The following is an 18,512-nucleotide window of genomic DNA, read 5'->3' as shown; positions in this document are numbered from 1 at the left end:
TCATTCCACCGGGCTCACAAAACTCAACTCATCTCCCATCTCGAAGAGAATCCTTCTCTCTTCGAAGAAGTAGCCGACCCTATCGATATTCTCTTTTCTGACCGCAAGCGTTGAAATAACCCTATCAGAGTAGTCTACATTTCGAACGGAGAAGTCTCTTCCTTCCACGAACAATCTGCTGAAGTCGTTCCACTGACTGTAGCTCATCTCGGCAGCTAGCTCAACTCCCGGGCAAAACAGAGCTGGCTTTCCTGACCTCAAGGCCTTCAGGGCCGTTTCACCATAGGCGTCTATCAGTCCTCGTATTCCCAGCTTAACTCCTCCGAAGTACCTTATGACTGCCACTGCAACATCGGTCAACTCGAGTCGACAGATCGATCCAAGTATTGGCTGCCCTGCAGAACCATGAGGCTCTCCACCGTCGGAGTAATTAGCCACTTCCCTTCCTGGAAGCGAAATACGATACGCCCAGCAAAAGTGGTCGGCACCTGCGTGATCCTGCGAGACAGCCTTTATTAGTGACTTTGCTTCATCCTCGTTCTCACACCTCTTACTGAAGCCGATGAACTTTGACTTCTTGATGTTTATCTCACTGCTTCCGGTTTCGAGCAGTGATTTCGTACAATCCATTACTCTCCTCTTGAAAACTTATCTATGAAATCCATAGCAGGTCCGAGAATGTAATTGGCATCGGCAAGTGTCTTTTCGTAGACTTCCAGCCTCTTCATGAACTCGTAGAATTCCGGATCTCTGTTGAATGCATCTGCATAAATGGTGAGAGCTTGAGCGTCTCCCATCCCAATTATGATATCTGCTTCCTTCTGTGCAGTTGCCATCATTATCTGCGCTTCTTTGTCGGCCTCCGCCCTAAGCTTCTGAGCCTCTCTATTCCCTTCGGCTCTAATCAATGAAGCTTCCTGCATTCTCTCGGACTTCATTCTTTCGAAGACAGCATTTCTGTTTTCGTCGGGCAAGTCGGCCCTCTTAACACGTACAGATATTATCTCGATCCCAAAGTCCTTCATGTCGTTTGCGGCAAGTTTGGTTATCTCGTCGAGGACATCGGTTCTTTGGCCGGAGATGATGTCATCGTAATCAAGTTTCCCAAAAGTATTTCTTACGTGAGAGTACACAATGTCGTCTATCCGTGTGAGTGCGATCTGTTCTGACTTCATTGTCTCTACGAAACTCCTGGGATCTACTATCCTCCATAGCGCGAAGGTGTCTGTAAGAATCGTCTTTTTATCCCTAGAGTAGATCCTCTCAGCATCAACATCGTAGATCTGAATTCGCTTGTCGAACTTCCTTACAGAGTCGATGAACGGAGTCTTGGTGTAAAGACCGGCCTCGGTAACTGACTCGCGTATTTCGCCAAATCGAAGGACCACGGCCTGTTCAGTCTCGTCAAGTATGAAGAAGAAGCTAGGCAGCATAACTGCCGCAACTATTACCACAATAGCAATCGGAATGATGAATTTATACTTCATTATCTCTCGCTCCCTTCAAGATCAAGGAGTTTAAGGACGCTGCTCTGGTCAAGAACAACGGTCTTACTGGCCTCTCCAAGTACTTTACCAAGCGTTTCCAGATACATCCTGGTTCGAGTAACCTCCGCAGCCTTTTCGTACTCCTGGAGAATCGCAAGGAATCTATCCGCCTCTCCTTCTGCATTGAGAATCCTCTCCTGTGCGTAGCCTTCCGCGACTCTAGTCAATTGAGCCGCCTCTCCTTCTGCCTTGGGAATGAGGTCGTTCTTGTATTTCTCGGCCTCATATATGAGTTTCTCTTTGTCCTGCTTGGCACTGTTCACATCGTCGAATGCGGCGATAACCTGTTTTGGAGGCGCCACCTCTTGCAGGAACACGTTTTTCACCAATATGCCTGTACCGAGCCTCTCAAGTTCGGCCTGGACTCTCTCTGCGGTCCGAATTGAGATTGTGTCTCTCTCGGTTGTGAGAATTGAGTCTATAGTGCTGGAAGCTACTTCCTCCCTAAGCACCGACTCTGTTGTGAACTTCACGATGTCGCCATCATCCACGATATTGAAGGCGAGTTTTGCCGGATCCCCAACATAATACTGGATAACCATTTCCACGGAGACGATGTTTCCATCTCCGGTGAGCATGAGAGACTCATTTGCCAGGGTCTGGTAAGTACCTGTTCTAACGGTTCTAAAACCGATTTCCTGCTTTCTCAAATTCGAAGTATCTACAACGACTACGCTCTCAAACGGAAATGGCAGATGGTATCCAAGTCCTGGACCGACGGTATTTGTATACTTTCCGAATCTCTTGATCAGTCCGACCTGATCGGGCCCAACCAGGAAAAACCCGCTCAAGAAATACACGGCAACGATTGCGACAATAACCAGCAGCACAAAAAGCCCGGACCATAAAAAGCTCTTCTTAGGGCCTCCACCGCCTGTGAAATTATCTTCAGGTTCCTCAATTCTTACGTCAACCATTATCCAACCTCCTTCCAGATTTCTATCTCTGTTCCAAGATCGACGCCTGCAGCCTCTCTTACTTTTCGCTTGATCACTTCAATTAAACTCAAAACGTCTTCCTGGCTGGCGTCTCCTTTATTGACTATAAACCCTGCGTGCTTTTCGGATACTTCAGCGTCCCCGACCCTAAAACCCTTCAAACCTAACTTTTCGATGAAGGAACCTACATAGAAGTCAGGCCTCGGTCTCATAAAAACGCTCCCTGCACTGGGATACTGAAGCGGCTGCTTCTCAAGCCTTTTCGCCAGGATCTCAGACATCCTTCTACTGATCTCAAGCTTCTCTCCTCTTCTAAGAGCGAACTCGGCTCCGAGGATGATTTTGTTGCTGGATCTGAAAATACTGCTTCTGTAAGAAAAACCAGCGGCCTTCCCGTCGATTTCTCTTGCCCTGTTGCTTTCATCCAGATAAGTCACTCTGGCAACGCGATTCCCGAGTTCGCCACCGAAGGCACCCGCGTTCATGAGAATCGCCCCCCCGACAGAACCGGGCAGTCCGGTGAGAAATTCAAGGCCAGTCAACCCCTCAGATAAACAGTGCCAGATTAGAGTATTGACACTGGTCCCGGCCTGAACGAAGACCCTCTCTCCTTCGGACTTCATCAAGTTCAGATTCTTGGTCGAGACTACAACTCCTTCAAAGCGGGCGGGACAGATGATATTTGAACCTCCTCCGATGATTCTGAATTCAATCGCCTCAGATTTCAGAAAGCTCACGATTTCCGCAAGCGACTCAACGGAATACGGCTGAACAAAGACTCTTGCAGGACCTCCTACCCTGATCGTCGTATGCCACTTCAGAGGCTCATTAAGCCTTACATCCGCCCCCAAAGAATAGAGGATATCAAAACAGTCTGTCAGTTCTCTTTTTGCCATTGATAAAGCCTTTCAGTGATCTCCCTACCATTGTGAAGGCTTTGGAGATAGTTCTTCAATTCATACCTCCTTGAGAGAATTGAGTGAACTGCTTCAAGAATGAAGGCCTTCGTAGACTTGTCGGTCGTCTCTCTCCCATACAACTCAGCAAGCGCCTTGACAGCCATTGAGGAATTAGTGCTGCTTAGAGCCATTATGACTTGGTCTCGGAGTTCCGAGTCATTGTTCTCACTAAGCATCAAAGAGAGAAGACCCACTACCTTCTCTCCTTCACCCAGGCGCGCAAGAGCCTCGTAGATAACGACTTGAGACCTCTCGTCACTGAAATCTTTCAGCATCTCATAAAGGTTTGTAACGGTTCTCCTGTCACCTATTTCACCTGCGAGGTCCGCAAGGTACAGCCTGGAGACGGGGTCGATATTCGTTATTCGCATCTTCTCTATGAGAAGCGGAACAACTGCCTCTCCCATCTGCAAGAGCGCATCAAAGCAAATGTGCGCAGTTTCGCTGTCTTCATTGACCAGAAGGTCAAGAAGAGCAGGAATCGCCTCCGTTCCCTTTTCTTCAACTATCCTGTTTATTAGCTCTTCTCTATTCACTAGACGCACCTCATTTCTCAATCTGGAATCTGGCCGCTCATTTCCTCGATCTCTCTTTCTTTAGAGCAGCCATGAAGCTCTTCTATACTCGAAATGGTGTTGGAACCGAACTGCTCTTTTCTGACGACAAAGTGCTTGTCTGCATTCTGAGCAATTTGGGGAAGATGGGTTATAACTATAGTCTGTATCTCCTGCGAGATCTCTCGCAGTTTGTCCGCCACTACCGCTCCCAGCCTCTGCCCAACACCAGAGTCAACCTCGTCAAACACAATCGTTCTAAGATCCAGCTGCTCTCTCAAAGCAGACTCAAGCGCCAGTAAGAACCTTGAGAGTTCCCCTCCGGAGGCCACCTTACCTATCTCCATAAATTTCATTCCGGGATTTGTCTTCACAATCATCGTCACTCTGGAAGTACCGTAGTTTCTCGGTATCTCTTCCTGGCGCAAATGAAACTTCAGTTCTGCACCTTTCATCCTAAGGCTTTCAAGATGAACTCTTATTTGCTCTTCTATCTCCCTGGCCCTGGCCAATCTCTTTTGGTCGAGAATCTCTCCGGTCTTCTTCAATTTGTCAAGCAGATCCTCTTCACGCCTCTTCAGCCTCTCTTTTCTCTCCTCAAGCTCTTGCAGAGACCTCAACTCTTCTTTGAACGTCTCGAGCTTAGAGAGTATTGCATCTGCAGAATCACCGTATTTTCTCTTCAGCCCCTGGATTAAGGTCATTCTGTTCTCAATCGATGTAAACTCTTCATCGTCGATGTCAAGGGAACCTCTCTCCTCTTCGACCTTCGAGTACAGGGAGTCGAGCTCTTCTAGTGCAACTTGGAGATTTTCTCGCCACTCACCATATCCAAAGCTTTCAATTCTCTCGACTATAGTAACTGCATCGTTAAGCGAGTTATAAACAGACAAATCGCCGTCCTTAAGAAGCTCTCGCAGCTCATGAAACGTATCTAAGAGGGCTTGAGCGTTTCTATATCTTGTATACTTCATCTCTACGATTTCATCCTCGCCCGGCTGCAGTCCCGCCTCTTCTATCTCGCTAATCTGGAAACTCAAGAAGTCCTTCTCTCTCTCTATGTGAGCAGGGTCTACACTGAACGATTCGAACTCGCGCTTGACCTTCAAAAACTCTCCATATAGCTCTCTGTAATTTGTAAGGCTCTCTTCGCCTTTCAGCGCATGATCCAAAATTTCGTGGTGCTTAGACTCGTCTAGAAGACTAACACTGCTGTGCTGAGAGTGAACCTCTACCCTGTCGCTGAAGGCAGTCTGAACAATCTGCCTTGGCACCATCCTCCCGTTTATCCTGTAAATCGTCCGTTGCCCAGTGAAACTTACCGTTACAAGGAGGTGATCTTCTTGAATCTCGATTCCCGTTTCTCTCAGTTTCGAGCTCAAAGAATCGTCGACCACAAAGTTTCCTTCAATACTTCCGGCATTAAAGTTATCCCATTGGGGAGGGAATCCTAACACTGTCAAGAGCGCCTTAAGAAAGATAGTCTTCCCTGCTCCGGATTCACCGGTTATTGCGTTCATTCCTTCAGAGAATTCAACGTAGAACTCCCTGAATGTAAGAAAATCCCTTCCTGCCAGCGATAGCAGCATATTTTCCTCCAACTTAGTGTATAGTCCAAGTGGAACTCATACATCAATCTATTATACTATCGATCAACAGTACCTTCAGTGACTCTGCTTTCGGTCCGGCAAGACACCGGCATATCGGCGCCTTGACAGTCCCTGCCACACTCCGTATAATGTTCACTGTGACGAATTCACTGGAGGTTGTTTATAATGAAAAGAACATATCAACCATCAAGAGTTAAGAGGAACAGAACACATGGTTTTCTTGTTAGATCCCGAACGGTTGGCGGCCGAAAAGTGCTGGCAAGTAGACGAAGAAAGGGAAGAAAGAGACTGTCTGTGTGAATCTGAAGGATCAGTCCCTTAGTAAAACAGAAAGACTAAGAAGAAAGGCAGACTTCGACAGAGTCTTCAAAAAGGGAAAGTCAATTGTTGACCCTTTTTTTGTTGTATTGTATGTTAAGAATAGTCTGCCTTTTTCTCGTATTGGAGTATCGATAAAACGGAAATTTGGCAAGGCGCACGTGAGAAACCGACTCAGAAGATTGGTGAAAGAGGTTTACAGGACTAATAAATCAGTCTTCCCCGCGGGGTATGATATACTTTTCATTGCTAGAAAGGATTTATCTGACCTGTTTAAAGAGAGAGAAGTTGGGTACTTTGGCATTATGCTCGTTATCAAACGAATCGCTGAGAAAATTGGAGAAACGTCCGATGAAAAAGATACTACTGTTTCTAATAGATTTCTACAGAAGAAAGATCTCACCTAGAACCCGCCCAAGATGCAGGTTTTGTCCCACGTGTTCAACATACACATATGAAGCTATAGAGAGATTTGGAGCTTTCAAGGGGCTCGTTCTCGGAACATGGAGAATACTCCGATGCAATCCCTTCAATCCAGGGGGCTTCGATGAAGTACCAGATCACTTCACGCTACTGAGGAGGCACGGAAAATGAGAAGAGCGATACTTCTTACTTTGATCTTCATGACACTTTGCACGCTCTCTGTATCGAGCAAAGAACTAGTTACTCAGGAAGGAACCAGTACACTCATAGTCTCAGGCAAAACGCTCAAGGTTACCCTCGACACAGTGAGAGGGTTGATTCTTGGAGTTACGAGTTATGCCGATAACAAAACAGTCGAGTTCTATGTCTACAACGAAAGTCTTGGCAAAGACGGCTTTAACGTATTCGATGCTGAAGGAAACGAGCTTCTTCCAACTTCATTTTCATACAGGGAGGATATCGACGGAAACATAGTTGTGACATTTAATTACGAGCAGGGCAGTAAGTCTTTCATTATTCTCAACAGTCCTTACTATGATTTCAAAGTTCAGTTCGATTTCAACCAGAGAGTAGAGGTCGCTTTGCCGTTCATATCTTACCAAAATCAAACGTTGGGACCCGATTCCTCTTACTATATGACATATGACAAGTTCAGCGGCCAGAAGACGCTGTTTGCAGTAGCGTCGAACCAGGGGACATTTAAGTTCCAGAGATACGAGCTTGAAAGTGGAAGAGGGGTTCTGGAATCTTTTGCAGGCCCAATGAGATTAATACATATTAAGCAGGCCCTTCCAGAACACTACGACGCAATAGTCAAAGATCTCCAAGACTTTGGCGGGGTGACCATTTTCTCATGGATCTACCATGGGATAGTCTACTTCCTCTTCTGGCTTTACCAGTGGTCTGGGAACTTCGGATGGGCGCTGATTATCTTCACTATAGTAACGCGATTCATCCTCTATCCCCTTTATCATATTCAGACGAAGTCAATGCTGATGATGAGGATGCTGCAACCGGATGTTGATAGAATAAAAAAGAAGTACAAGGACCCGAGAAAGCAGCAGGAAGCAATGATGGCACTCTACAAGGAAAAGGGATACAATCCCGCTTCCGGCTGTCTCCCGATACTTCTTCAGTTACCCGTGCTGATTCTTCTCTACAACGCGATTCGGTACTTCAGTGAAGCGATGGCATATTCTCCGGGTTTCTTGATCTGGAAGGATCTATCCGTTGGCAACTTTGTCATGAACATTCCCTTCATAATCATCACGGTCGTTGTGGGAATATATAGTTCGTTGCTGACCGCTCAAGATGCGCGATCTGCAAGATCCGGAGTAATTATGCAGATCATTTTCCCGATTCTATTTGCAACGTTCCCATCAGGGTTGTTGCTGTACTGGACAACCCAGAGTGTGCTACAGCTAATGATTAGCTGGGTTGTTTACAGACGTCACGGAATAAAGGGGCTGACTTTGAGGCAGATGCTCAGTCTGCCAGAAAAACCTGCGAAGTAGACAGAGATGAGCTCAGGAGGTGTTAGTTCGAGATGAAACCAATTGAATACAGAGCCGAGACCGTTGAAGAGGCGATAAGGCTGTCTCAGGCTGATCTCGGTGCCTACGAAGACGAAATGGAAGTTACTATCAAGGAGAAAGGCTCAAAGGGTTTTCTAGGAATTTTCGGATCAAAGGAATCGGTAATAGAAGTCTCTCTTCTTGACAAACACTGGGAAAGGAAACTTCACGACTTCCTTAAGGGAATACTCAAAAGCTTTGACGAAGAGACTTTTTCCGAAGTGAAGCTCGTCGGAAGAACTTACAGAGTTCGAATAGAAGGCGAAGAAGTGGCAAGGCTCATTGGAAAACACGGAAAGACAGTGGCCGCATTGCAGCATATTATGAATATCTATGCAAACAGGATGGCTCCTACCAAAGTTAATGTAACTGTCGACATAGGGGACTACAGACTTGAAAGGAAGAGACTGGTTGAAGAAATCGCTCACAGGACAGCAAAGTCGGCTCTTTCCAAGAGAAGCAAGATCATAATGGAGCCAATGTTAGCCTTTGAGCGCAGACTCGTTCACGAAGTTATCTCGCAGTATGAAGAGCTCAAGAGTTATTCCGTAGGATTCGAGCCATACAGGAAAGTTGTTGTCGAATACAGCGAGAGAAAACACTCTTACGATAGAAAATCTGATCCAAAGAGGAGGCGCTACGAAAGTGTCAGACCGAATTCTGATAGGCAAAGCGCATGAAGTTGAACCACAGCTGTTCGACAATGAAAGTGCAAGGAAGGTCTCCAAGAGAGTATTGATAGGAAAGGCTAAAGGCGCCGAAAACTTCGTCATGAGGTTGTTCACCGTTGGAGAAGGAGGTCATAGTCCTCATCACAGTCATTTGTGGGAACATGAAGTCTTCATTGTCTCGGGTGAAGCGACAGTTGTTACGAATCAGGGCGAGGTCCAGGCATCTGCCGGGAGCTACGTCTTCGTTCCTTCAGGAGTGAAGCATCAGTTCAAGAACACAGGAAAGGGAAATCTCGAATTCATCTGTGTGATTCCATCTTCGGCAGATGAGGAATAGAATAGATACAGTTGATAAATAGAATTTGATGCGAAGGAGGGACCGACATGCCGTTTTACAGATATAAGTGTGAAGACTGTGGAGAAGAAACCGAAGCCTTCCAGAAAATGTCCGATGAACCCCTTACGGTTTGCCCAGCATGCGGGGGCAATCTGAAGAAACTGGTGAACAGCGTGGGAGTTGTTTTTAAGGGTGGAGGCTACTACAGCACAGATTCAAAGAAGTCTCCGACTGTTGATAGCAGCAAGAAGCCTTCAACTTCTACTAGCAAATCAGAATAATTAAAAGACATCTAAGCTTAGGTAAGGCACTGCGTTTGTTGAAAGAGGGGAGAACAATCCCCTCTTAGCTTTTTCATATGCAACCATCGCGATCATTGCCGCGTTATCCGTGCATAGATTAACAGGTGGGAAGAAAGCTCTTATCTTCGACTCTTCCGACAGATCATTCGCTCTCTCTCTCAAGCGAGAATTCGATGCAACCCCACCGGCAAAGGCGACTTCTTTCAGACCCTTACTCTCGGCTGCGTGGAATGTCTTCGTAACCAACGAATCGACTATAGCTTCCTGAGCAGATGCCGCGACATCATAAGCCGAGGCCGACGGGTTCTTCTTCAAGAAGTACAGGACTGAAGTTTTGATGCCACTGAATGAAAAGTCGAAATTACCCTTCTCTTGAAGCGGCCTTGGAAAGTGATATTTGACTTCTCCTTTCTGTGCTGCCTCCTGTATTGCAGGACCGCCCGGATAACCCAGCCCAAGCAGCCGCGCAATCTTATCAAGGGCCTCACCTGCGGCATCGTCTCTTGTCCTTCCTACAAGCTCAATTCTATTCCAGTCTTCAAGCACAAGAATTTCGGTGTGACCTCCCGATACCAAAAGCACCATGAAGGGCGGTCTCAGTTGAGGGTACTCCAGGAAATTCGCATAGACATGACCAAACAAGTGATTCACACCGATGAACTTTTTGTTCATTGCAAGGGCCATCCCTTTTGCAAAAGACAACCCGACCAGCAGAGATCCCACAAGCCCGGGACCCATGGTCGAGGCGAAGACATCTATTTCTTCCAAACTCAAATTCGCCTCATCGAGTGAAGCGGAGACAATCTTGTCAACTATTTCTAGATGCTTTCTTGCTGCGATTTCCGGCACAACCCCGCCGAATTTCCTGTGAACATCTATCTGAGAAGAGACTACAGAAGAGAGAAGATGGCCATCTTCAATGATGGCCACCGCTGTTTCATCACACGAACTTTCAAGAGCAAGAACCTTCATCAGGCAGATTCTCTAGAGATTATCTCCGGAGAAGAGTTATGGACTATGACGTCTTCATTAATGACAACCTTCTCCACGTTGTTCATTGTTGGAATATCATACATTATATCAAGCATTACCTGCTCCATCACGCTCTTAAGAGCTCTGGCGCCAGTCCCTCTCTTCATAGCTCTTTCAGCGATCGCAGACAATGCACCTTCGGAGAATTCCAGCTCGACACCATCAAGCCCCAGCAGTTTCTGGTATTGCTTAATGATAGCGTTTCTCGGCTCGCTCATTATCCTCTTCAGATCCTCAACATCGAGATCATTCAAAGCGGCCAATACGGGGAACCTACCCACAAACTCAGGAATCAAGCCGTATTGAATCAAGTCATCGGGAACGACCTGCTGGAGAACCTCACCAAGCCTAAGTTGATTCTTCCCCTTGACTTTTGCCCCGAACCCCATGGAGGAGTCTAGAACCCTTTGCTTAATTATGCTGTCTAGACCGTCGAAAGCACCACCTACAATAAACAGAATGTTGCTCGTATCTACTTTTATGAATTCCTGGTAAGGATGCTTTCTTCCGCCTTGCGGCGGAACATTCGCAACGGTCCCTTCGACGATTTTCAATAGAGCCTGCTGTACTCCCTCACCAGAAACATCTCTAGTTATCGATGGATTGGGAGATTTTCTTGCTATCTTGTCGATCTCGTCTATGTATATTATCCCGAGTTGTGCCTTCTCCACATCATAGTTCGAAGACTGGAGCAGCCTTAGGACTATGTTTTCAACATCTTCTCCAACGTATCCAGCTTCGGTAAGAGGTGTCGCATCTGCAATCGCAAACGGCACATTGAGAATACGTGCAAGGATCCTTGCTATGAGGGTTTTTCCCGAGCCAGTCGGGCCAACTAGCATAATGTTCGACTTCTCAATCTCGACATCATCTACATCATTGAAGACTCTCTTGTAATGGTTGTAAACGGAGACTGAGATTGTCTTCTTCGCGTTCTCCTGGCCTATCACATAGCGATCCAACTCCTTCTTGACATCTGCAGGAGTTGGGAGCTTCTTACCGGGCGCCTTTCTTGCTTTCTGATCCTGCTGAATTATGTCATGAAATAGTTCGACACATTCATTGCATATGTACCCTTCCGTTCCCGATATTAACTTTTTTACCTGCGGTTCTGATCTTCCACAGAACGAACAATATCTCTCAAACGGCAAAACTTTCCCTCCCATTAATCGGTGCTTTTATTATACACTGTAATAGGATAGCACGCACATAGCACGCACATGGAGGTAATTGATGAAGGCTCTCATTATAGACGGATACACCGATGAACCGGCGGCCTTCGGAGTACCGCCGTACATATCGCCAAGAATCAGGGCTTTGGCCGGCGCCTTTCTGCTTAAGAGATTTGAGACAGACTACCTTACTATAGATCAGGTAAGAAGTGGCAACCATTGGAACCGACCAAACGACTACGATTTTCTTCTAGTATATGGGGGGGTCACAACCTCAGGCAGGTACTTAGGAGGAACCCCGATATCCAGCTCCGAAATATCGAGACTTCTTGAAGCGAATAAGGACCCGGTGAAAATCGTCAGCGGTCCCTTAGTGTCTGTTGGCTATACTCTGAGAGGAGGTACAACCGCCTTTGCTCCTCGCTTTCTAGGAGCAGATCATCTCTTCAGGGACGAATTCGAGCTCGCTGAGCTGCTTGGCATAGATTACGACGGTTCGCGTTATTCGCTGCTGAACAAGCTGTACGAGGCCGGAGCGAATATTATCGTACTTCATCCCTCTTATCCAGATGTAATAGCTGAAATCGACATATCTTCAGGCTGTGAGAGAAGTGACGGCTATTGCTCTTTCTGCACTGAATCTATTCTCTACGGAGGTTTTGAGTGGAGAAACCTAAAGGGGATTATCTCGGAATTTGAAGCGCTGAGGAGGCTCGGCGTAAAGGCAATTAGGTTCGGAAGGAGTGCAAACGTGATCGCGTACGGTTACTACAAGAATAGCGACAAACTCGATACACGTTTAATTGAAGAACTTTTCAAATCAGCCAGACACATACTGGAACCCGAAGTGCTTCACATTGACAACGGAAATCCGATTTTCATTGCCAACCATCCCGTCGAATCGAGATCCGTGCTTGAATCGATAGTCAGGTATAATTCCGCAGGAGACACGATTTCTTTCGGCGTGGAGAGCTTCGACAACGAAGTTCGGGAGAGGAATAACCTCGGAGGAAGCGTTGAAGACATAATGTTCGCTATTGATCTGGTCAATGAAGTAGGTGGTACAAGAGTTGATGGTGTCCCGAAACTGCTTCCGGGTATCAACTTGCTTTATGGTCTTCCAGGACATAGCAGAAACAGTTACGAAGCGGACTACGAAAACCTGGTCTGCATAAGAGACAAGGGGCTACTTGTACGAAGAATAAACATAAGGCAGGTAATGGTCTTTCAGGGGGCAGCGATTGCCAAGATGAAGAGGCCGAAAATCGATCATAGATTGTTCGAAAATCACAAACGGCGTATAAGAGAATCAGTAGACACTTCGATGCTAAGGGCAGTCTTCCCTGTTGGAGCGGTTATACGAGGCGTCCTTCCGGAATACAGCGATGGAATGGTTCACTTTGGCAGACCTCTGGGTACTTATCCTATTCTGGTCGGTACTCCTCTAAGCTTTAAAGAGAAGACCGACTTTGTCGTTATTGACCACGGCATGAGATCTGTAACCGGCCTTCCCGTTGGAACTGAACTGAATGAGCTCGGTGAGAGAGAGCTCCAATATCTGCCCGGAATAGGAAAAGATAGGGCAAGATCGCTAGTTATGAAGAGACCCAAGACGGTAGAAGAACTGGTAGAGATTGTGGGACCCGAAACGCACAAGACACTATCGTTGGTTAGGACAAAACTAGGAGGAAAGCAAATATGAAGCAGAGAGTCGTTTTAGTTACTACAGGCGGCACTATCGCTATGGTAACCGACCCTGTTACAAGGGCTTCGATTCCGGCTCCGGGGTTAAACAAACACGTGGCCAATGTCGAGGGGCTTAAAGAAGTAGCTCTTGTTGAGCACCATGAGTTTTCAAACATCCCAAGCCCTTATATCAACCCGGAGACCATGTGGAACCTCTCTAAGAGGGTGCAGGGGCTCTTAGACAGGGAGGAAGTTTGCGGAGTAGTCATTACTCACGGAACGGACACTCTCGAGGAGACGGCCTACTTCCTCGATCTAACAATAAGGAGCGAGAAACCCGTGATTTGCACAGCAGCAATGAGGAACATCGACGAAATGGGAACCGATGGTCCAAGAAATGTGCTCTCATCTGTCAGAGTTGCTGTCAATCCGCTCGCAGTTGGAATGGGAACCATGGTCTGCCTGAACGACGAAATCCACGCAGCCAGAGAGGTAACAAAGACCTACACCAGCAACGTTGCGACCTTTGACTCTCCTGGCCATGGCCCGCTTGGAATAGTTGACGAAGATTCAGTTATCTTTTTCAGAAAGCCTTTGCTTAGAGCGGTTTTTAACGTTGATAAGATTGAACCGAAAGTCGCCCTTGTCAAGACCTTCACTGGCGATGACGGCTCGATCCTCAGAATTCTGCCCGAGCTGGGCTTCAGAGGATTGGTTCTTGAGACATTTGGGAGAGGCAACGTACCCGTTGAAGTCTATCACGTAGTAAAATACCTAATAAGAGCGAAAGAGTTTCCTGTTATCATTACTTCAAGGTGTTTCAAGGGAAGGGTTCTTGGAGTTTATGGATATGTTGGTGGAGGAAAGAGTCTGGCCGATTTGGGCGCGATCTTTGCTCAGGAGTTGTCCTCAATAAAAGCAAGAATCAAACTGATAGTTATAATGGGGATCACAAGCGAGATGGCGGAAATCGAGAGACTCTTTAAACTCCCTTTGAAGGGGGCATGACGTGGGACGTGAAGTACTGAAGAAACCTCGTTTTCAAGCAGCGGTATTCACATTATTCTATCTTGCAATTTGCTTTGTGGTATTCTCGGTTTCACTAAGAACTGCCGTTATTCTCTTTGCGACTTTCACAGTTGTTCTTTTACTTGAACCCTGGACAAGGTTCGCACAAAAGTATTTTAGAATCAAGCGTTCAATCTCTTTGGGAATTGGACTGACTATTATGTTCGCAGGAATAACTCTTTTGATTGTCTTCCTGACGACTCCTGTCGCAAAGGAGGCCTCGAAATTCTACAATATTGTCAGAGATTTCTTCCCTTCCGTTCAGGAGGCTGAAATTACCTCTTTCGAAGTGAATGCGAACATCGACAGATTTCTTTCGGACGAAGACCTCCTCGCACAGCTTTCTCATGAAGAGATCGACTCGCTCGATCTACTGTCTAAAGATCTGAAGAACTATTTCGTTGACGTAATGAGGCCCATACCTGCAAACCCGGAGGGGTTGGAACAGGATCTCGCTCTGCTTGAGGAGACTCTCAAAGAGCGCAGTGACTATCTTGTGATTGTCAGCAGTAGCAAGTATAAGCAAGCTTCATTTGACGAGATTCATGGCATCGTGGCAAACTATCTGAATCCCGAAGTGGCCGAGTCGCTTTCTGCCATCGTAATGGAGAATGCAATGATAGTCCAGTCACAGGAACTGTGGAAAGATGTAGTGGAATACTTCATGCCGAAAAACATCGATCCGGCAAGACGTAGGGCAACTTATGAAAGCGTAAGGAATTTCCTCATTCAGGTGCAGAACAGCCTTATGAAATTCCTTCCGGGAGTACTGGAAAAGGTGCCCAGTTTCGTAACCACCACGGGGTTCGTTCTTTTCTTCACGATAGTGGGCGCGATCTACCTAAGCTACTACTTTCTGACAGTTAAGGAGTTCGCTCCAAAACTCTATCCGAAGAGGATTCGCGATATTGCTCTCAACTTCCTTTCAGACACGTACAAGAACCTTGAGAGGTACGTGATCTCGGTAGTTCTGATAGCATTGATTGTGGGGATCGTAGTCGGCATTGTGGTTCAGTCGATGGGATTGAAATACAGCCTCCTAATGGGGCTCTGGGCTGCTTTTACTAATCTCATACCCATAGTGGGAGTACCACTTGAAATTGTGCCCCTCGTTCTTCTAGCCGTATCCACACAGAATCTCGTTCTTGTCCTGATACTCCTTGTCGTTTTAGTAATAGTTCACGCGGCGGCCTTCATCCTTTTCCTGGTATTCATGAAGGGCTACAACAGAATCAATCCAGTAATAGTCATTTTGATGATTGTGGTGGCAGGACAGTTGCTCGGGCTTTTTGGCGCGATTGTTGCCGTTCCGTTTGGCATTATATTGAAGATGATGTGGATCCACTTCTTCTCACCGATGCTCGAAGAAGAGGAACAGGGTCAACTCGGCGAGTAAGAGATAGCTACGAACTGCGACTGTCATGATCTACCCGAAGCTCACATAATAAAACATGCATCTCCAAAGGAGAAGAATCTGTATTTCATAGAGATAGCTTGTTTATAAGCAGAGAAAATCAATTCTCTCCCTGCAAAAGCAGCAACGAGCATAAGGAGAGTCGATTTCGGGAGATGAAAGTTTGTGACAAGCGAGTCGATTATCCGGAATCTGTAAGGTGGAAAGATGAATATATCCGTCTGGCCGCTGTCTCCCACGAGTTTCCCGTGTCGTGTCGCAATGCTTTCAAGAGTTCTAACTGTTGTGGTACCCACAGCGACAATTCTCCTGCATTCTGCTCTCGCGTCATTTATCCTCTTTGCCGTTTCCGATGATACCGTGAAGTACTCGCTATGCATTTTGTGCTCATTCAAGACCTCTGATTTCACCGGCCTGAATGTTCCTATTCCAACGTGAAGCGTGATGTACTCAATAGCGACTCCTTTGCTCTCAATGGATCCGAGAAGCTCATCCGTGAAGTGAAGCCCTGCGGTAGGGGCAGCGACTGAGCCCTCCCTCTGCGAATACACAGTCTGATAAGACTCGGGATTGTCCGGATACTTGTGAATATACGGAGGAATCGCAAGGAGACCGGCCTCTTTTATCTCTTCATCGGCAGCTCCATGGAAGTCAAGGACTCTGCTAGAGTCTTCACAGTGTTCTACGACCTTACAAGAGATGCTTCTGAAGATAAGCTCATTTCCCAGCTTGATCTTGGAACCAGGTCTCACTATCGCTTTCCAGAGGCCTGAGCCCAGTTTTTCTATCAAGAGGGCTTCCACACTGGCACCTGTTTCCTTTCTACCTATTAGTCTCGCCGGGACGACCCGACTGTTGTTTAACACCAGAACATCACCCGGACGAAGGAGCTCAGTGATTTCTGAGAAGACTCTGTGTTCAAATAGGCCTGTCTCCCTGTTGATCACCAGTAGTCGAGAGCTGTCTCTCGGATCAGCGGGTTCCTGAGCAATCAATTCTTGTGGAAGATCGTAATCAAAGTCTGAGACTTTCATGTATGTCCTCCGGCCGCACTATCTTTATATCATCAACCAAATGATCCAGGAATCTGTCGTAGGTGACAACCACTGAGTTGTTCTCTCTCGCGAGGAAGATTATCCTATCATCAGCAGGTGAATAGGTCTCGACTTGTGGCAACGAGAGCAGTCTGTTAAGGCTTTCCTGCTGGAAACCGCCGAGAGTATACCTGATGTTGGCATCAAAGACGATCCTGTAAGGGAACAAGGCGATTCTACAAAACGACATTCTAAGGAAGAGGTCATCGATTCTGTTAAGATCGGCATGATCGCTCTTCGAGAATACTATATTGCTTCCATCTACAACTACCGATCTTGCGTGACTAGATAAGAGGACCGTTTTCACATACGGATGCGTGAACTTTAGATTCGCCAGTCCTCTCCTCTCCTGCCTGGACAGATTGGAAATCGCCCCTCTCAACAGCTCGAGTTCAGTGATGTTAGTATACACCGCTTGGCCAACTCTGTAAGCAAGATCGGGTTTCTGGGCTAAATCGTCTCTCTCGTACAGTAGCGCCGCCTCAAGCATGACGAAGTTCTGGATTCCATGTCTGCCGATTGACTTACAGAAGGAAAGCCATTCTTTATAGTCGTCTACCGATTTGATTTCCTTTATGATAGGGCCGGTAACGGGCGGGTTATTTCTGGGATCGATCAAGAAAAGCAAATGACCGATACTGGCCAGAGAAGCTTCCGACAGAGACGAAACATAATCGACCCTTTCTTCAGGTGATTTGTCTCGTTCTCTAAGGATGTCTATTGAAAACTCCATCTCTTCATAAGAGAGAGAGCTCAGATCGGGAATCCGTTTTCTTACCTTTGCGATTGCTGCACTACTCACAGGGTTCTTCTTAAGGTGACTGGACAGTCTTTCGATGTGTTCCTTTCTTTTGCTATAATAAGTATAGAAGCCCTGAGAAGAGGCCGACTGTTTGAGTCTACCCAAAACATCTGTAATCATCACTATTCTCCATTCTACGACAGCTTTCAGCCATAAGTAAGTCTTTGACACGCTTTCCTCTCTATGATATAATGAGTTTTGTGCAAATTACAACATGAAGAGGTGAAGCCCCGATGAAAAAAGAAATGCACCCTGAGATGAAGCTGATTACCGTAAAGTGTACCTGTGGCGCAGAACACAAATTCTTCTCGACAAAGGACAACATAAAGATTGACCTTTGTTCCAGCTGCCACCCCTTCTTCCGTGGAGATGCATCTTCAATGATTCTCGACACTGAAGGAAGAGTACAGAAGTTCAGAAACAAATACGGAGACAATTACTGAGTCAGCGTTCTGCGCTCTCTCAAGTATATAGTCAATTGGAGGTTAGTCATGTGAGTGTGAAAGTGGGTACCGTTGTTGAGGGAAGTGTAACTTCTGTCAAGAAATTCGGAGCGTACGTAAATCTTGAAGGCGGTGAGGAAGGGTTCATTCATATTTCCAAAGTGGCAAGAGAGTACGTGAAGAACATTGAAGACTATCTCAAAGTCGGTCAGAAAGTGGAAGCAAAGGTTCTTGGGACAACGAAGGACGGAAAGTGGGAGCTGTCAATCAAGGATCTCAAGGGCAAGGGTTCAGAAGAAGGAACGACAAGTCAGGACTTCGAAAAGAAATTGGCCAAGTTCATGAGAGATAGCGGCGAGAAGATATCTGCCTTTAAGAGAAGACTCGACAAGAAAAGAGGTATCCGTAAAAGGCCATAATGCAGAATAGTCCAAGAGATATAAAAAGGGAGCGGTGCTCCCTTTTTTGTTTGGCATACCGACCAGTAACAATGTGCAAGAGCACAATACAAGAGCAAGATCGTTCCTAACAAGGTATAATTGGACATAACACCAGAATTTAGGAGGGT

22 protein-coding genes are annotated in these 18,512 nt (G+C 46.5%); 12 read left to right on the top strand and 10 right to left on the bottom strand.

The features are described 5' to 3' along the window. Genes B3157_RS05235 through B3157_RS05210 form a run of 6 tightly spaced genes read right to left on the bottom strand, consistent with a single transcriptional unit; the run spans position 1 to position 5,587 of the window. Entirely contained in the window at positions 1 to 630 is a 630-nt protein-coding gene (locus B3157_RS05235) for an IMPACT family protein (RefSeq protein WP_292589367.1), read from the bottom strand. Continuing rightward, positions 630 to 1,487 (bottom strand): protease modulator HflC, encoded by an 858-nt coding sequence (hflC, locus tag B3157_RS05230; RefSeq protein WP_292589365.1) that lies wholly within the window; start codon positions 1,485 to 1,487, stop codon positions 630 to 632. The genes B3157_RS05235 and hflC overlap by 1 nt, the downstream gene beginning before the upstream one ends. Then, positions 1,487 to 2,464, bottom strand: a complete 978-nt coding sequence (gene hflK, locus B3157_RS05225) for an FtsH protease activity modulator HflK (protein ID WP_292589363.1) — start codon at positions 2,462 to 2,464, stop codon at positions 1,487 to 1,489. The genes hflC and hflK overlap by 1 nt, the downstream gene beginning before the upstream one ends. Then, complete coding sequence (gene murB, locus B3157_RS05220; RefSeq protein WP_103134017.1) at positions 2,464 to 3,381, bottom strand: UDP-N-acetylmuramate dehydrogenase; 918 nt, start codon at positions 3,379 to 3,381, stop codon at positions 2,464 to 2,466. The genes hflK and murB overlap by 1 nt, the downstream gene beginning before the upstream one ends. Further along, positions 3,363 to 3,980: a HEAT repeat domain-containing protein gene (locus tag B3157_RS05215; RefSeq protein ID WP_102819358.1), complete on the bottom strand. Its 618-nt coding sequence runs from the start codon at positions 3,978 to 3,980 to the stop codon at positions 3,363 to 3,365. Before B3157_RS05215 ends, murB begins: the two co-directional genes overlap by 19 nt. A 17-nt stretch (positions 3,981 to 3,997) precedes the next feature. Further along, a complete protein-coding gene (locus B3157_RS05210) occupies positions 3,998 to 5,587 on the bottom strand; it encodes a DNA repair protein RecN (protein WP_292589360.1) in 1,590 nt (529 codons plus the stop codon). A gap of 186 nt (positions 5,588 to 5,773) precedes the next feature. On the opposite strand from B3157_RS05210, the gene rpmH reads away from it, so the two are divergent. Genes rpmH through B3157_RS05175 form a run of 7 tightly spaced genes read left to right on the top strand, consistent with a single transcriptional unit; the run spans position 5,774 to position 9,212 of the window. Further along, the gene (gene rpmH / locus B3157_RS05205) at positions 5,774 to 5,908 is read left to right on the top strand and encodes a 50S ribosomal protein L34 (protein ID WP_102819356.1); all 135 of its coding nucleotides are present in this window, start codon (positions 5,774 to 5,776) and stop codon (positions 5,906 to 5,908) included. After that, positions 5,905 to 6,333, top strand: a complete 429-nt coding sequence (gene rnpA / locus B3157_RS05200; RefSeq protein WP_292589356.1) for a ribonuclease P protein component — start codon at positions 5,905 to 5,907, stop codon at positions 6,331 to 6,333. The genes rpmH and rnpA overlap by 4 nt, the downstream gene beginning before the upstream one ends. Beyond that, positions 6,278 to 6,520: a membrane protein insertion efficiency factor YidD gene (gene yidD, locus B3157_RS05195; protein ID WP_292589354.1), complete on the top strand. Its 243-nt coding sequence runs from the start codon at positions 6,278 to 6,280 to the stop codon at positions 6,518 to 6,520. Before rnpA ends, yidD begins: the two co-directional genes overlap by 56 nt. Continuing rightward, entirely contained in the window at positions 6,517 to 7,863 is a 1,347-nt protein-coding gene (gene yidC / locus B3157_RS05190; RefSeq protein WP_292589351.1) for a YidC/Oxa1 family membrane protein insertase, read from the top strand. Before yidD ends, yidC begins: the two co-directional genes overlap by 4 nt. A 32-nt stretch (positions 7,864 to 7,895) precedes the next feature. After that, on the top strand, positions 7,896 to 8,603 hold the full coding sequence (gene jag / locus B3157_RS05185; RefSeq protein WP_214060932.1) for an RNA-binding cell elongation regulator Jag/EloR: 708 nt from the start codon (positions 7,896 to 7,898) through the stop codon (positions 8,601 to 8,603). Beyond that, positions 8,569 to 8,931 carry a cupin domain-containing protein gene (locus B3157_RS05180; RefSeq protein ID WP_292589348.1) on the top strand — a complete coding sequence of 121 codons (363 nt, stop codon included), beginning with the start codon at positions 8,569 to 8,571 and terminating at the stop codon, positions 8,929 to 8,931. Before jag ends, B3157_RS05180 begins: the two co-directional genes overlap by 35 nt. 47 nt (positions 8,932 to 8,978) lie before the next feature. Continuing rightward, positions 8,979 to 9,212 (top strand): FmdB family zinc ribbon protein, encoded by a 234-nt coding sequence (locus tag B3157_RS05175; protein ID WP_214060930.1) that lies wholly within the window; start codon positions 8,979 to 8,981, stop codon positions 9,210 to 9,212. Here B3157_RS05175 and tsaD read toward each other — a convergent pair whose 3' ends face one another. Continuing rightward, positions 9,213 to 10,205, bottom strand: a complete 993-nt coding sequence (gene tsaD, locus B3157_RS05170; protein WP_292589346.1) for a tRNA (adenosine(37)-N6)-threonylcarbamoyltransferase complex transferase subunit TsaD — start codon at positions 10,203 to 10,205, stop codon at positions 9,213 to 9,215. After that, entirely contained in the window at positions 10,205 to 11,431 is a 1,227-nt protein-coding gene (gene clpX, locus B3157_RS05165) for an ATP-dependent Clp protease ATP-binding subunit ClpX (protein ID WP_349680365.1), read from the bottom strand. Before clpX ends, tsaD begins: the two co-directional genes overlap by 1 nt. A gap of 67 nt (positions 11,432 to 11,498) precedes the next feature. Between clpX and B3157_RS05160 the strand changes: the two genes are divergently transcribed. From B3157_RS05160 to B3157_RS05150, 3 genes are read left to right on the top strand one after another with little or no spacing between them, the layout of a single operon-like run. Then, positions 11,499 to 13,139 carry a radical SAM protein gene (locus B3157_RS05160; RefSeq protein WP_292589342.1) on the top strand — a complete coding sequence of 547 codons (1,641 nt, stop codon included), beginning with the start codon at positions 11,499 to 11,501 and terminating at the stop codon, positions 13,137 to 13,139. Beyond that, positions 13,136 to 14,131 (top strand): asparaginase, encoded by a 996-nt coding sequence (locus B3157_RS05155; protein WP_292589340.1) that lies wholly within the window; start codon positions 13,136 to 13,138, stop codon positions 14,129 to 14,131. The genes B3157_RS05160 and B3157_RS05155 overlap by 4 nt, the downstream gene beginning before the upstream one ends. Position 14,132: 1 nt before the next feature. Then, positions 14,133 to 15,587 (top strand): AI-2E family transporter, encoded by a 1,455-nt coding sequence (locus B3157_RS05150; protein ID WP_292589338.1) that lies wholly within the window; start codon positions 14,133 to 14,135, stop codon positions 15,585 to 15,587. A 41-nt stretch (positions 15,588 to 15,628) separates the two neighbouring features. Here the strand turns inward: B3157_RS05150 and queA are convergent, their stop codons facing one another. Further along, on the bottom strand, positions 15,629 to 16,639 hold the full coding sequence (queA, locus tag B3157_RS05145) for a tRNA preQ1(34) S-adenosylmethionine ribosyltransferase-isomerase QueA (RefSeq protein WP_214059799.1): 1,011 nt from the start codon (positions 16,637 to 16,639) through the stop codon (positions 15,629 to 15,631). Continuing rightward, complete coding sequence (locus B3157_RS05140) at positions 16,620 to 17,672, bottom strand: ribonuclease (RefSeq protein WP_292589335.1); 1,053 nt, start codon at positions 17,670 to 17,672, stop codon at positions 16,620 to 16,622. The genes queA and B3157_RS05140 overlap by 20 nt, the downstream gene beginning before the upstream one ends. Positions 17,673 to 17,734: 62 nt before the next feature. Here B3157_RS05140 and rpmE point away from each other — a divergent pair, with 62 nt between their 5' ends. Together rpmE and B3157_RS05130 are read left to right on the top strand one after the other, a co-directional pair. After that, complete coding sequence (gene rpmE / locus B3157_RS05135) at positions 17,735 to 17,944, top strand: 50S ribosomal protein L31 (RefSeq protein ID WP_099829009.1); 210 nt, start codon at positions 17,735 to 17,737, stop codon at positions 17,942 to 17,944. Between the two features lie 50 nt (positions 17,945 to 17,994). After that, complete coding sequence (locus B3157_RS05130; RefSeq protein WP_214059798.1) at positions 17,995 to 18,363, top strand: S1 RNA-binding domain-containing protein; 369 nt, start codon at positions 17,995 to 17,997, stop codon at positions 18,361 to 18,363. Positions 18,364 to 18,512 lie beyond the last annotated feature (149 nt).

The organism is Mesotoga sp. UBA5557, from assembly GCF_002425715.1.
In the GTDB taxonomy this organism is placed as follows: domain Bacteria; phylum Thermotogota; class Thermotogae; order Petrotogales; family Kosmotogaceae; genus Mesotoga.
This window is presented reverse-complemented; position numbering and strand designations above follow the sequence as displayed.

What these genes read in the sequence shown, in the direction of transcription:
- B3157_RS05235 (WP_292589367.1), bottom strand. Translation starts at nt 630, where the DNA reads ATGGATTGTACGAAATCACTGCTCGAAACCGGAAGCAGTGAGATAAAC.
- hflC (WP_292589365.1), bottom strand. Translation starts at nt 1,487, where the DNA reads ATGAAGTATAAATTCATCATTCCGATTGCTATTGTGGTAATAGTTGCG.
- hflK (WP_292589363.1), bottom strand. Translation starts at nt 2,464, where the DNA reads ATGGTTGACGTAAGAATTGAGGAACCTGAAGATAATTTCACAGGCGGT.
- murB (WP_103134017.1), bottom strand. Translation starts at nt 3,381, where the DNA reads ATGGCAAAAAGAGAACTGACAGACTGTTTTGATATCCTCTATTCTTTG.
- B3157_RS05210 (WP_292589360.1), bottom strand. Translation starts at nt 5,587, where the DNA reads ATGCTGCTATCGCTGGCAGGAAGGGATTTTCTTACATTCAGGGAGTTC.
- rpmH (WP_102819356.1), top strand. Translation starts at nt 5,774, where the DNA reads ATGAAAAGAACATATCAACCATCAAGAGTTAAGAGGAACAGAACACAT.
- yidD (WP_292589354.1), top strand. Translation starts at nt 6,278, where the DNA reads ATGAAAAAGATACTACTGTTTCTAATAGATTTCTACAGAAGAAAGATC.
- yidC (WP_292589351.1), top strand. Translation starts at nt 6,517, where the DNA reads ATGAGAAGAGCGATACTTCTTACTTTGATCTTCATGACACTTTGCACG.
- jag (WP_214060932.1), top strand. Translation starts at nt 7,896, where the DNA reads ATGAAACCAATTGAATACAGAGCCGAGACCGTTGAAGAGGCGATAAGG.
- B3157_RS05175 (WP_214060930.1), top strand. Translation starts at nt 8,979, where the DNA reads ATGCCGTTTTACAGATATAAGTGTGAAGACTGTGGAGAAGAAACCGAA.
- tsaD (WP_292589346.1), bottom strand. Translation starts at nt 10,205, where the DNA reads ATGAAGGTTCTTGCTCTTGAAAGTTCGTGTGATGAAACAGCGGTGGCC.
- clpX (WP_349680365.1), bottom strand. Translation starts at nt 11,431, where the DNA reads ATGGGAGGGAAAGTTTTGCCGTTTGAGAGATATTGTTCGTTCTGTGGA.
- B3157_RS05160 (WP_292589342.1), top strand. Translation starts at nt 11,499, where the DNA reads ATGAAGGCTCTCATTATAGACGGATACACCGATGAACCGGCGGCCTTC.
- B3157_RS05155 (WP_292589340.1), top strand. Translation starts at nt 13,136, where the DNA reads ATGAAGCAGAGAGTCGTTTTAGTTACTACAGGCGGCACTATCGCTATG.
- queA (WP_214059799.1), bottom strand. Translation starts at nt 16,639, where the DNA reads ATGAAAGTCTCAGACTTTGATTACGATCTTCCACAAGAATTGATTGCT.
- rpmE (WP_099829009.1), top strand. Translation starts at nt 17,735, where the DNA reads ATGAAAAAAGAAATGCACCCTGAGATGAAGCTGATTACCGTAAAGTGT.